This window comes from Streptomyces sp. NPDC054786, assembly GCF_053611685.1.
This window is the reverse complement of record NZ_JBSHAW010000004.1, coordinates 65,280-77,212: the sequence shown is the minus strand read 5'-3', so window position 1 is coordinate 77,212 and position 11,933 is coordinate 65,280. Positions and strand designations below refer to the sequence as shown.

Sequence of the window (11,933 nt, the reverse complement as noted above, 5' to 3'; positions counted from 1 at the left end):
CAGAGGGCGAGGCGCCGGCACGTCATTTCCAGTCAGGGCGGGGGGCGGTTTCACAACGCACATGATGCTGTCTGTCCTGCGTGTGCGGCAATCCATCGGTGCTCTCACGGCGTGCGGTCGGGGCAGAGGCAGTGCGGCCGCACGGCGAGGCGGCCCCCGGCCACGGAGTGGCGCATTGCGATCATTTGATCGACCTGTGACAACCCGCCGGAATCCGGCTCCGCCCGGTGTTCCGCCGCGGAGGCGGCGCTGAGGAGGCCGGAGTGTGGCGGGGGAGTCCCACATCATCACTTCTGAGATGCGGGGCAGCCGGCATCAGGTCGCGGCAATGAGCCATGGACCAGGTAGCGGTTTACCGCGTTTATGGTGCACTTGGTGCCGATGGCGCCGTGCCCCCATCCGCCAAAGCTGAGCAGTCGGGTCTTCTTTTGCGCTTGCCTTTGTACGTTGAGGGCCCAGGCGTACCCGGTTACGGGGTCGTGGCGGGCGTTGGCCAGCAGAATGACGGGTGCGTGGGGGCCGACGCGCAGGGGGTGCTGCGGATTGTTGGCGTGCTTCGGCCATCCGACGCAGCTCAGGATGGCTTTGCGCATTTCGGGAGAGGTGCGCGCATGCGGCGCGGCTGCTCTCTCGGCACGAACGAGGGCGTGGAGTTCCCGGTAGTCGCTTATCCGCGTCTGCCAGTCCTGGCAGAACACGGCGTCTCTGCCGGGGGGTTCGGTTCCGGAGGTCTGACTGGTGCGGGGTGTGTCCCCCTGCGAATGCGGTCGGCCGATCCGCAATGTGGTCAGCCACTTGGCGAGCTGAGACCGCTCCGGTGGGCCGGAGCTGAAGGCGTCGTAGGCCCGGCTGGTGATGTCGTCGGCGGAGACCGGGGCGTTGGACTCGTACAGCGCGCCGCGGTCGGCTGCTGCCAGCAGACGGTCCCAGCGGAGCAGGACGTTCTGGCCATGGAGCGCGCACGTCGGCGTGGTCTTGCACCACCGGACGAATTCCTTCAGAGAATCTTCGACCGAAGCCGCTGCGGAGACAGCCAAGTCCTTTGTCTGCAGGCTGTGGTCCATGTTGCTGTCGAGGACCATGCTCCGGATATGTCCGCCAAAGCTCTCCGCGTACTGTTGGCCGATGAGCGTGCCGTAGGAATGGCCGAAGTAGTTGATCTTCTCCTCGCCGAGCGCGGCACGGAGCGCGTCCATGTCCCGGACGACGTTGAGGGTGTCGGCGTGGTCGAAGAGCGGACCGCTGTGCTTGCGGCAGTCCTGGCGGAGTTCACGGTGGTAGGAAACGAGTCGTTCGAATTCGCGCTGGTTGCGTGGCAATCCACGCGGGGGATTGTCGACCAGTCGTTTCGAGCACTTGACTGGATGACTCTTGCCTATCCCGCGTGGGTCAAACCCGACAATGTCGAAGCGCTCCCTGAGCTCGGCGGGAAATTGGCTGTCCAGCGCCATGTTGACGCCGGATCCTCCGGGCCCGCCGGGGTTGACCAGCAGAACCCCGATGCGTTTGGCCGGGTTGGTGGCCTTTCTTCTGGCTACCTCCAGCTTGAACGTCTCGCCAGGGGCGGCCCAGTTGACCGGGAGAGGCAGCGTGCCGCACTGAGCATGACGGTTTCCCGCGCAAGGCCGCCAGGTTATGCCGGCACTTGCCTGACCCCGTTCCGGAAGCATGGGAAGCGCGAGGAGTGCGGCGGCGCAGGCCGGGATTGCCCAGGTACCCCAGCGTTTCCATGACCTTCTGCGCCGATGTGTGTTTCTCATGACTGACAGGAAGATTTTCTTGTTCCTTTCCCTCGGGCGTCGACCGCTTGACCCGAACTCCACAAAGACAGAGTCGAGGGCGATGAAGCGGGTGTTGCCCTCGCCGTAGACGTGCGTCAGCCCGTCGCGCGGGCGGCGACACCGGAGAGAGCCCTAAGGCCGGCGGCAAGGGTGGTGGGCTGCGTCATAAGTGCTCCTGGAAGAGGTGCGAAACTCCCCACCATCGTGGCTGCGAGACACCCCCGAATCCGTCGCCCTCAGGTCGGGAAAGCGCCGCCTGCCCCATGGCAGACCCGCCGCAGTCGCGTCGCCCTCACGGACCACGGCCCCTCTGCCCAAAGGCAGAGCCGACAGCTCTGCCCGCGGGAGAGAGCCAACGCCGTGAAGTTCCGAGGAAGGCGGTATCGGTTCAGCCGACGTGAGCCCAAGAGAGAGCTCCAGCAATGGATGACGCCGAACCCCCTTCCACGGCCGGACGGTGCCCGCTCCGGGGACGATGAAGGCGCAGCAGACCTTCCACCCAGCCTCGGGTCGGGCGCGCCGACGACCGAGGCGTGCGTCGGTGCGTCCGTGCGTCCGTGCGTCCGTGCGTCCGTGGAGATGTTCAGGGAACGGTCTATTCGCCGTCCCACTGCACCGCGGTCAGGACGGCTCCGCCGTGCCGACGTGCGTAGCGGCAACTCACGGGGAGGTCGAACAGCACCTCGGCAACTCCGGCGACCGGTCGCAGGTCCGCGAGGAGAGCGTCGTCCGGCAAACCGGCCGCCGCGTCTCGCAGCACCGGGTCGTCGGCCGACCTGGCCTCGTTCGCACGGACGGGTGTGACCGGTACCGGATCCCCTGCGGGCTCCCACCACCGGTCGGTGAACGCCATCCCGAAGGCATTGGTGTCCTCCGTGCCTGCCTCCGCAACGGCTTGGTGCACGCAGTCCCCCAACCGTTGGAGCCAGTCGGGCAGCGAAAGCGCCAGCCGGCGGGTGTCGGTGTCGTCCCAGAACTGGAAGACCGGGCCCCAGTCACCGGTGTCCCGGTCGACATCGACATAACAGTGTCCGTCGCCGTGGTCCAGGTGGACGAACCAGTGACTGCCCGGGCCACCGGCGTGCTCCAGGTACCAGCTGACGTCGTGCCCGAGGTACTCACCGTTGTTGAAGGATTCGGTGAAGTCGACGTGCTCGGCCGAGGTATGTCCGTTCACCACGGAACGACGCACGGTGATCCGGATGCCGCCGACGGAGCGGAACAGCACGCGCATCTCTGGCGGCACCGGAACCGGCCAGGAGTCCATCCGGGCGTCGTCGATCCCGGGATCCAGCCGCACCAACCCACCCGAGACGTCCGGCAGTTGGCGCAACCGAGCCACCACCGCGTCGATGTCCGTCATCGCAGGTCCCCCCTCCGTGCCACGGCAGGACTCTACCGACCGGGCCGGGCCCGGTGGCCGCAGGGGACCCGACGAGAGCGGATGACCGTGACGAGGGAATGACCGTGGCGAGGGAATGACCGTGACGAGGGAATGAGCGCGACCGTGGGGGGCCGGTGATTACGAGGTGTATGTGCAGCCATGCTCGCTGTAATACCACTCGTACTGGCCCATCACCCATGGGTCCGCCGTGATCGTGAAGGTGCCGCGCGGAGCGGGACAGTGGAACGTCGTGGTGACGGTGTCACGGCCCGGCGGAGGCCCCGGCGACGCGGGGGCCGCGGAGGCGATGCCGGCGCCTCCGGCGCCGAACAGTGCAGTGACGAACGCTATCGCGATGATCTTCTTCATCATGTCTTGTCTCCCACCAGTTCCATCGCGTGCGGGAACTGCCTCTGAGGACGATACACGCAACCACCCATTTCGGAAGAAGAGGAAAAAATCCCCCGCCGTCCGGGACAGGTGCGCAGGCCAGGACGCTGCCGGGCCTGCGGGCCGGAGCGAGGCCGGGCCCTGAAGCGGTTCCTGGCGACGACGGGCCGATAGTGAACGGATCACTGTTTCCATGGACCCGGCCGCGTGCGCTCGCCGCGCGGCCTGGGTGCGTCCAGCGGCGAGCGCGGCTCGCACCGATCACCCCGTCCGGCCGCTGCCTACCGGGCAGGGGGTGCGGGGATGGCGAGGACACGGTCCCGGAGGACCGGCAGCTCTTCCCGGATCGCCCCCACCACGTCCATCGACGTCCGCCGTGAGAACTTCCTCGCCCTCGCCGGCCTCGGCGAGCACCGTGCCCCACGGGTCGACGATCAGGCTGCCGCCGGCCTGCTTCATCTCGCTGTGCGTGCCGTCGGCGCAGCAGGCCAGGACGACGGCCTGCTCCTCTGTTAACCGGGCGCTAACCGTGCACAGCGGAGGCCCTGGCCGGGCCCCTCCTAGCGTCGAGGTGTGGGGGAAACCTGCGGCGGCGACCGGCCGCCGCCCTCGCCGGGAGGTGTCGACCATGCGTCGTCCGTTCGCCGCCGCGGCGGCTGCCCTGCTGCTCGTTTCCGGTGCCGCGGCCGGGGCGGCGGCCTGTTCGTCCCCGGCGTCGTCTTCGCACAATCCGCCAGGTGCGGCTGCGCCGGCCGCCACGACGCCTTCACCAGCCGACTCGAATCCTCCGGGCGACATCCCTGACACCCAGGTGTACGTGCCGTGGTCTCCGCCCGGCGGGGGGTTCACGGTCAAGGTGCCGGAGGGGTGGGGGCGGACCACCCGAGGCGCGGCGACGGTGTTCAGCGACAAGTTCAACAGCGTCACGGTGGAGCGCGTCCACCGGGCGAGCGCCCCGACGGTGAACTCCGTGCGCAGCAAGGACATCCCGGCGATCCGCGCCGCGAGCACGCACTTCTCGCTGGTCAAGGTGGTCGAGGTACAGCGCGGGGGCGGCAGGGCGGTGCTGGCCGAGTACCGCGCCGACTCCGCTCCTGACCAGGTAACCGGCAAGCGGGTCCCCCTGGACGTGCAGCGGTACGAGTTCTATCAGCCGGGCAAGGGGGCGGCCCTGCTGACGCTGTCCGGCGCGGTGGGCGCCGACAACGTGGACCCCTGGCGGACCGTCACGGACAGCTTCCGGTGGTCGTGATGGCTCTCACCGTGCTCACTGCCCATTCCCTGTACCGCTTCTTCCGGGCCGGCGAGGAGGAGACCTTTGCGCTCCGAGGCGTCGGGCTGGAGGTCCGCTGCGGTGAGACCGTGGCAGTGACCGGGCCGTCCGGTTCGGGCAAGACGACCCTGCTCAACTGCCTGGCGGGTCTCGACGAGCCGGACGGCGGCACGGTGCGAGTCGCCGGCGAACGGCTCAGCCACCGCCCCGAACGCGAGCGGGGACGCATCCGGGCGCACCGCATCGGCGTGCTGTTGCAGTCGGGCAATCTGCTGGACCACCTCAGCGTGCGGGACAACATCGCGCTCGTGCAGCGGCTCGCGCCCGCCCGGACCCGTATGGCGCCGCAGGAACTCCTCGACCGGGTGGGTATCGGCCGGCGCTCAGGGGCCCTGCCAGGTGAGCTGTCCGGAGGGGAGGCGGCCCGCGCAGGTCTGGCCGTCGCGCTGGCGAACACCCCGGATGTGCTGCTCGCCGACGAGCCGACCGGCGAGGTGGACGCGGGGACCGAACGGCGACTGCTGGACCTGCTGCGCGAGCGCGCCGCCGACGGAGCCGCTGTCGTCGTGGTCACCCACAGCCGCGCTGTGGCGGGGGCCGCCGACCGCGTGCTGCGGCTGCGCGACGGGAAGTGGGCGTGATGGACGCGCAGGAGACGCTCGGCACCACGGCCCCCCGGAACACCGGTACACCGCTGGTCCGTTGTGAGAACGTGGCCCGGACCTACGGCAGGGGCCCCGGCGCCGTGGTCGCCGTCCACGGCCTGAACTGCTGCGTCCCGCCCGGTGCCCGGATTGCGGTGGTGGGCCCTTCGGGGTCGGGCAAGTCCACGATGCTGCACCTGATGGCGGGCCTGGACCAGCCCACCACCGGCCGGGTGTGCCACCCCGCCCTCGACGGCGGGCCAGGCGACACGGGAAGCTTCGCCCGGTACATCGGTGTCGTCTTCCAGGGGCCGAGCCTGCTGCCCCCGCTCACGGCAGCCGAGAACGTCGCACTCCCGCTGCAGATTGACGGTGTACCGGAGGACGAGGCGGATGGCCGGGCGCGGGCGGCGCTGGCGAGCCTGGAGCTGGAGGCGCTCGCGCAGCGGCTGCCGGACGAGCTGTCGGCGGGACAGGCCCAGCGCGTCGCGGTGGCCAGAGTGCTGGCGCGCCGGCCCCGGCTGGTGCTGGCTGACGAGCCCACCGGGCAACTGGACCGGGAGACCGGCCGCCAGGTGCTGTCGGTGCTGCTGGGCGCGGCCGCGCGGCTGCGCGCCGCAGTACTGGTGACCACTCATGATCCGCGCATCGCCCGTGAGTTGGAGGTCCGCTGGTACATGACCGACGGGCGCCTGATCCAGCCGGAGAAGGACCCGGGGACGGGGCGAAGGAGCGGGCAGCCATGATCAGGATCTGGCTGGCCGGGCTGCTGCGACGCCGCGGCGGACGGCTCTTCGGGGTCGCGGCCGGGGTCGCCATGGCGGTGGCGCTGCTGGCGGCGCTCGGCGGCTTCCTCGGGGCAACCCAGGCGACCATGACCGCGCAGTCGGTACACGGAGTCGTCGTTGACTGGCAGGTACAGGCGGCGAACGGAGCCGACGCCCGGCAGGTGCTGTCCGCCGTGCGACACACTCCGGGCACCCGGGCCGCGCTACCGGTCGGCTACGCCCGGACCAGCGGTCTGGGCGCCAGCGCCGGCGGCACCTCGCAGACCACCGGACCTGGCGCCGTACTGAGCGTGCCGGCCGGATACCGCTCGGCGTTCCCGGGCGAGATCCGGGTGCTGGCCGGACGCGGCGACGGAGTGCTGCTGGCCCAGCAGACCGCCGCGAACCTGCACGCGGCGCCAGGTGACACGGTGGCCGTCGGGCGCGCGGGACTGCCACCGGTGAAGGTGCGGGTGGACGGGGTGGTGGACCTGCCGCAGGCCGACTCGCTGTTCCAGAAGGTCGGCGCACCGCCGCAGTCGCAGCCCACGGCGCCCCCGGACAATGTCGTCCTGTTGCCGCCCGCCCGCTGGCAGGCGGCCTTCGGCCCGCTGGCCAAGCTCCACCCCGACCTTGTTCATCAGCAGGTCCACGCACGGCGCAGCCACGCCCTGCCGCCGGACCCGGCCGCTGCCTACGCTGCGGCGACCGGCAGTGCCCACCACATGGACCTGCAGCTGGCGGGCACCGGCCAGGTCGGCGACAACCTGAGCGCGGTGCTGGACGCGGCCCGCTCGGACGCGCTGTACGCGCAGCTGCTGTTCCTGTTCCTCGGGGTCCCCGGTGCGGTGCTGGCCGGAGCGCTCACGGCGGCGGTCGCCGGAGCGGGGGCCACCCGGCGGCGCCGGGAGCAGGCCCTCTTGCGCACCCGTGGCGCCTCCGCGGGGCGGCTGCTGGCCCTCGCGGCCGTGGAGGCCGGGGTGGTGGCCGTCGCCGGTGGGGCCGCGGGACTGACAGTGGCGGCGCTGCTGGCGCGTACGGTTTTCGGCACGACGGGTAGCTTCACCGTCGGTTGGGCGCTTGCGGCGCTCGCAGTGGGCGCGGTGATCGCCGGTACGACCGTGCTGTTGCCGGCGCGCCGCGACATCAGGGCCGCCACGATCGTGGCCGGCCGGGCGACGGGGGAGCGGCGCCGGGTGCCGCGCGCCGCATGGTGGGTACTGGCCGCCGGGCTGCTGGCCGGCGCGCTGGCGGTCTTCCAGATCACCAGCCGTACGAACTACGCCTTGGTCCTCGCGCCCGAAGGCACGCCCACGCTGTCGGTGGACTACTGGGCGTTCGCCGGCCCGGCCCTGCTGTGGACCGGCGGGGCGCTGCTGACCTGGCTGCTGATGGACCTGCTGCTGCGGCGGGGCCGGCCGGTGCTGGCCCGTCTGCTGCGGCCGGCGACCGGGGCGCTGTCCGGTACCGTCGCGGCCAGCCTGTCCCGGCAACGGGGCACCGTGCTGCGGGCCGTGGTGCTGCTCGCCCTGGCCATCGCCTTCGCCGCCTCGACCGCCGTGTTCAACTCCACCTACAGCCAGCAGGCCGGGGTCGACGCGGTGCTCACCAATGGCGCCGACGTCACCGTCACCGAGTCGCCCGGCACCACCACGGGCGCGGCCGACGCGGTGCGGGTGGCGGGGCTGCCCGGCGTGCGCAGTGTGGAGCCGCTCCAGCACCGCTTCGCGTACGTCGGCCCCGACCTCCAGGACCTGTACGGGGTGCGGCCGTCCACCGTCGTCGGCGCGGGCCGGCTCCAGGACGCGTACTTCTCCGGAGGGACCGCCGGGCAGCTGATGGACCGGCTGCGGCGGCAGCCCGACGGGCTCCTGGTCAGCGTGGAGACCGCCAACGACTTCCAGCTGCAGCCCGGCGACCGGGTCCAGCTGCGCCTGCAGGACAGCCGCACCCACCAGCTGCGGCCGGTGACGTTCCGGTTCGTGGGCGTCGCCAAGGAGTTCCCGACCGCCCCCAAGGACAGCTTCCTGGTGGCCAACGCCTCCTACGTGGCCCGGACGACCGGCAGCGGCGCGGTCGGCACCCTGCTCGTCAACACCGGTGGTGCCAACCAGGGCGTCGTGGCGCGGCACGTGCGGTCCGTGCTCGGCCCGGCCGCCCACGTCACCGACCTGCCGACCGCCCGGACCGTGACCGGCTCCAGCCTCACCGCGGTGGACCTGGGCGGGCTGACCCGGGTGGAGCTGGGGTTCGCGCTGGTGCTGGGCGCGGCGGCCGGCGGCCTGGTGCTCGCTCTCGGGCTCACCGAACGGCGGCGCACGCTGGCGCTGGCGTCCGTATTGGGCGCTCGGGGGCGGCAGTTGTCCGGATTCGTGTGGAGCGAGGCCGTGCTGGTGGCGGTGGCCGGTGCGGCCGGCGGGGTGCTGCTCGGCTGGTCGCTGTCCCAGGTGCTGGTCAAAGTTCTGTCCGGGGTGTTCGACCCGCCGCCGGCGGCGCTCGCCGTGCCGTGGGGTTACCTGGGCGCGCTCGCCGCGGCCGTCGCGGCAGCGCTGGCCCTGGCGGCGTGGACCGCGGTGCGCCACGCCCGGCGCCCCCCGCTCACCGAGCTGCGGGAGCTGTGAGCCGGGCTTCCGGGTACCGGACGCGAACAGGAAGCCGGCGGGGAGCGGACGGACGGTGAGGGCGTTGGCGCGTCATGGTTCCGGCTCCTCGCGTGCGCCGGCGATGAGCCAGGTGAAGCGGGGGTGCGGCGCTCGCCTGGAGACGATGAGGCGCCCGCCTTCTGCGTCCACCAGGGACCGGGCGAGCGCCAGCCCGATCCGATGGCCGCTGTCGTGGCCGCGACCGGTGTCGCCGTACCGCCGGGCAAAGACGTCTTCGCCCGCGGGAAGGCCGGGGCCCTCGTCCGCCACGTCCACGGCGACCACCCCGGTGGCGTCCCGGGCGGTGACGGTCACAGCGCCGACGCCGTGGTTGAGCGCGTTGGAGAGCAGGACGTCCAGGACCTGGCGCCCGGCACGGGCCGAGCCGACCGCCTCGGGCAGCTGCTCGACGACGGTGATCCGCAGCGGCCGTCCGGCGGCCGCCAGCTCGCCATGCCAGCGCCGTTCGGCGTCCGCGAGCAACTCCCGCACGTCGAGCGGTGCCTGCTCGGGCACGTCCCGGGCCAGGGCGAGCAGATCGTCGACCGTGGTCTCCATGGCGGTGAGCGAGTCCAAGGCGGCGTGCAGGGCGGCGCGCGGGTCCGCGGACGCCTCGCCGTCCGCGGCAAGCGCGCTCTCCAGCTCCAGCCGCACCCGTGTCAGCGCTGTGCGCAGCTGGTGCGAGGCGTCCGCGCTGAAGGCCCGCTCCCGCCGCAGCAGTCCCTCGATGCGTTCGGCGGCCCGGTTGAGCGCGGTCGCGACGGCGTCGGCCTCCGGCAGGCCGGACGGGCCTGCCCGGGCAGCCAGGTCTCCGGTCTCCAGCCGGCCGGCGGTCCGCGCCAGCGATTCCAGGGGGCGGGCCAGCCGTCTGCTGGATCGGGTGCCCAGCACCGCTCCCACGCCGACTGCGACCGCGGCGAGCGCGAGCATCGCCACCCAGGTCAGCACGGCCCGCTGGAGCGGTCGGGCGGCCGGTGAGCTGGCCCGCACCACGGCCCGGACCCGCTCGCCCGAACCCACCGGTACCGCCACCACCAGCCGGTTGCCCAGCCGCTGCGCGGAGACCCGGCCCGCCAGCGCGTCGCGCACCGAGCTGTCCCCGCCCGCCGGCCCCGATCCGGTCACCAGGCGCGCGCCGTCGTCGTAGACGCCGATCCAGGTATCGGATTCGACGGGCGGCAACTCCATGGGATCGCGGGGATGCCGTACGTCCGCCGGGACGGTCACGGCCACCCGTTGGGCCAGTTGTTGAAGTTCGCGCGTCTCGTCCTGCCGGTAGAGCCGAAGCGTCGCCACGGCCAGAGGTACGGAGAACAGCACCACCGCGCACACCACCGCGATGACCACCGCGCGGAGGATCCGGCGGCGCACGGTCAGGGCTCCTTGGGTGGTTCGAGCCGGTAGCCGAAGTGCCGCAGGGTCGCGATCCGCACCCGGTCACCGAGCTTGTGGCGCAGCGCGGCCACGTGGACGTCGAGCGTCTTGGTGGGACCGAACCAGTTCTCGTCCCATACGTCGCTCATCAGGTCTTCCCGGCTCACCGCGCGGCCGGCCGAGACGGCCAGCCGGACCAGCAGGTCGAACTCCTTGGGCCGCAGCTCCACCTCGCCGGCCGGGGTGAGGCAGCGCCGGGCGGCGCGGTCGATCAGCAGGGTGCCGTAGCGGATCCGGCTCGCGCCGTCCGACCGGCCCGGACCGGCGCGCCGCAGATGGGCGGCGATCCGAGCCTGCAACTCGGCGAGCCGGAACGGCTTGGTCAGGTAGTCGTCGGCGCCCGATTCCAGCGCCTCGATCACGTCCATCTCGCCGGTGCGCGCGGTCAGCACGACGAGCACCGCGCCGGGCAGCAACTCCCGCATGGCGCGGCACAGCTCGAAGCCGTCCACGTCCGGCAGCCCGAGATCCAGCAGCACCAGATCGGCCGGCCCGTGCCTGGCACGGGCCAGCGCCGAAGCTCCGTCGGGGCACCAGTCGCATTCATGGCCTTGGGCGCGCAGCGTCGCCGCGAGCCGGCCTCCGATGGCGTCGTCGTCCTCGACGATCACGATGCGCGCCACGTCATCACGCTAGCCGGAGGTGGGGCCGCGGACGACCCGGCGAGGTGGGCACGGCAGCCATGATCCCGCCCGATGCGGCGCGGCACAGTGCGGCGCGGTGCGTGCTCAGGATGCGTTCAGGTTGCTGATGGCACGGTCGGGCACCATGACAGCTGATATCCCTGGGGCAGTCGAGGCGCACGAGGCGTCCGGCACTGCTTCCGCCCCCACTGGCCGGCGCCTCCGCTGGAACAAGGTTCCCGAAGTCACGGCGTACTTCTGGGTCATCAAAATTCTCTGCACCACCGTCGGCGAGACCGCGGCCGACCTGCTCAACGCGAAGCTCGGCCTGGGCCTGACGGGTGTGTCGCTGCTGATGAGCGTCCTGCTCGTCGCGGTCTTGGTGGCGCAGTTCCGCACCCGCGCCTACCGGCCCGGTATCTATTGGCTCGCCGTGGCGCTGATCAGCGTGGTGGGCACGCTGATCAGCGACAACCTCACCGACAATCTGGGCGTACCGCTGGAGACCAGCACGGTGGCCTTCGGGGTGGCCCTCGTCGTGGTGTTCGTGGCCTGGTACCGCAGTGAGCGGACCCTGTCCATCCACCATGTCGACACCACCCGCCGCGAGTCCTTCTACTGGCTCGCCGTGCTGTTCACCTTCGCCCTGGGCACCGCCGCCGGTGACCTGGTCGCCGAGCGCATGGACCTCGGGTACTGGCTCTCCGCCGGCCTGTTCGCCCTGGGGATCGCCGCGGTTGCCGTGGCGCACTTCGCCCTTGGTCTGGACGCGGTGTGGAGCTTCTGGATCGCCTACATCCTGACCCGGCCGCTGGGCGCTTCGATCGGCGACTACCTGTCCCAGCCGACTTCGGACGGCGGGCTCGGCCTGGGCACGGTGATCACCAGCGTGCTGTTCCTCACCGTCATCCTCGGCCTGGTGGTGTTCTTGACGGTCACCCGGCGAGACGTCTCCGAGCCGGAACGGCTCACCGCACGGGCGAGCTGAGCGCGGG

11 protein-coding genes are annotated in these 11,933 nt (G+C 71.7%); 5 read left to right on the top strand and 6 right to left on the bottom strand.

Going from position 1 to position 11,933, the window contains the following annotated elements; translation table 11 throughout:
• Positions 1-287: 287 nt before the first annotated feature.
• The 4 genes from ACWGI6_RS05135 to ACWGI6_RS05120 form a co-directional block, all read right to left on the bottom strand.
• Positions 288-1,670, bottom strand: a complete 1,383-nt coding sequence (locus tag ACWGI6_RS05135; protein WP_453266312.1) for an alpha/beta fold hydrolase — start codon at positions 1,668-1,670, stop codon at positions 288-290.
• A gap of 706 nt (positions 1,671-2,376) precedes the next feature.
• Positions 2,377-3,144, bottom strand: a complete 768-nt coding sequence (locus ACWGI6_RS05130) for a hypothetical protein (RefSeq protein WP_453266200.1) — start codon at positions 3,142-3,144, stop codon at positions 2,377-2,379.
• 159 nt (positions 3,145-3,303) lie between these two features.
• Complete coding sequence (locus tag ACWGI6_RS05125) at positions 3,304-3,537, bottom strand: hypothetical protein (RefSeq protein WP_393904622.1); 234 nt, start codon at positions 3,535-3,537, stop codon at positions 3,304-3,306.
• 279 nt (positions 3,538-3,816) lie between these two features.
• The gene (locus ACWGI6_RS05120; RefSeq protein ID WP_453266199.1) at positions 3,817-4,185 is read right to left on the bottom strand and encodes a nitrilase-related carbon-nitrogen hydrolase; all 369 of its coding nucleotides are present in this window, start codon (positions 4,183-4,185) and stop codon (positions 3,817-3,819) included.
• A gap of 268 nt (positions 4,186-4,453) precedes the next feature.
• On the opposite strand from ACWGI6_RS05120, the gene ACWGI6_RS05115 reads away from it, so the two are divergent.
• From ACWGI6_RS05115 to ACWGI6_RS05100, 4 genes are read left to right on the top strand one after another with little or no spacing between them, the layout of a single operon-like run.
• Complete coding sequence (locus ACWGI6_RS05115; RefSeq protein ID WP_453266198.1) at positions 4,454-4,807, top strand: hypothetical protein; 354 nt, start codon at positions 4,454-4,456, stop codon at positions 4,805-4,807.
• Positions 4,807-5,469, top strand: a complete 663-nt coding sequence (locus tag ACWGI6_RS05110) for an ABC transporter ATP-binding protein (RefSeq protein WP_453266197.1) — start codon at positions 4,807-4,809, stop codon at positions 5,467-5,469. Before ACWGI6_RS05115 ends, ACWGI6_RS05110 begins: the two co-directional genes overlap by 1 nt.
• A complete protein-coding gene (locus ACWGI6_RS05105; RefSeq protein WP_453266311.1) occupies positions 5,469-6,218 on the top strand; it encodes an ABC transporter ATP-binding protein in 750 nt (249 codons plus the stop codon). Before ACWGI6_RS05110 ends, ACWGI6_RS05105 begins: the two co-directional genes overlap by 1 nt.
• Complete coding sequence (locus ACWGI6_RS05100) at positions 6,215-8,860, top strand: FtsX-like permease family protein (protein WP_453266196.1); 2,646 nt, start codon at positions 6,215-6,217, stop codon at positions 8,858-8,860. Before ACWGI6_RS05105 ends, ACWGI6_RS05100 begins: the two co-directional genes overlap by 4 nt.
• A gap of 72 nt (positions 8,861-8,932) precedes the next feature.
• On the opposite strand, the gene ACWGI6_RS05095 is transcribed toward ACWGI6_RS05100, so the two are convergent.
• A complete protein-coding gene (locus ACWGI6_RS05095) occupies positions 8,933-10,252 on the bottom strand; it encodes a HAMP domain-containing sensor histidine kinase (protein ID WP_453266195.1) in 1,320 nt (439 codons plus the stop codon).
• Between the two features lie 2 nt (positions 10,253-10,254).
• Positions 10,255-10,938 carry a response regulator transcription factor gene (locus tag ACWGI6_RS05090; protein WP_453266194.1) on the bottom strand — a complete coding sequence of 228 codons (684 nt, stop codon included), beginning with the start codon at positions 10,936-10,938 and terminating at the stop codon, positions 10,255-10,257.
• A gap of 145 nt (positions 10,939-11,083) precedes the next feature.
• Here ACWGI6_RS05090 and ACWGI6_RS05085 point away from each other — a divergent pair, with 145 nt between their 5' ends.
• Positions 11,084-11,926, top strand: coding sequence for a COG4705 family protein (locus ACWGI6_RS05085; protein ID WP_453266193.1), 843 nt, complete (start codon positions 11,084-11,086; stop codon positions 11,924-11,926).
• Positions 11,927-11,933 lie beyond the last annotated feature (7 nt).

Bases quoted from the DNA above. Each gene is read 5' to 3' on its own strand.
- ACWGI6_RS05110 (WP_453266197.1), top strand. From the start codon at position 4,807: ATGGCTCTCACCGTGCTCACTGCCCATTCCCTGTACCGCTTCTTCCGG.
- ACWGI6_RS05135 (WP_453266312.1), bottom strand. From the start codon at position 1,670: ATGCTTCCGGAACGGGGTCAGGCAAGTGCCGGCATAACCTGGCGGCCT.
- ACWGI6_RS05085 (WP_453266193.1), top strand. From the start codon at position 11,084: ATGACAGCTGATATCCCTGGGGCAGTCGAGGCGCACGAGGCGTCCGGC.
- ACWGI6_RS05120 (WP_453266199.1), bottom strand. From the start codon at position 4,185: ATGGTCGACACCTCCCGGCGAGGGCGGCGGCCGGTCGCCGCCGCAGGT.
- ACWGI6_RS05125 (WP_393904622.1), bottom strand. From the start codon at position 3,537: ATGATGAAGAAGATCATCGCGATAGCGTTCGTCACTGCACTGTTCGGC.
- ACWGI6_RS05130 (WP_453266200.1), bottom strand. From the start codon at position 3,144: ATGACGGACATCGACGCGGTGGTGGCTCGGTTGCGCCAACTGCCGGAC.
- ACWGI6_RS05105 (WP_453266311.1), top strand. From the start codon at position 5,469: ATGGACGCGCAGGAGACGCTCGGCACCACGGCCCCCCGGAACACCGGT.
- ACWGI6_RS05100 (WP_453266196.1), top strand. From the start codon at position 6,215: ATGATCAGGATCTGGCTGGCCGGGCTGCTGCGACGCCGCGGCGGACGG.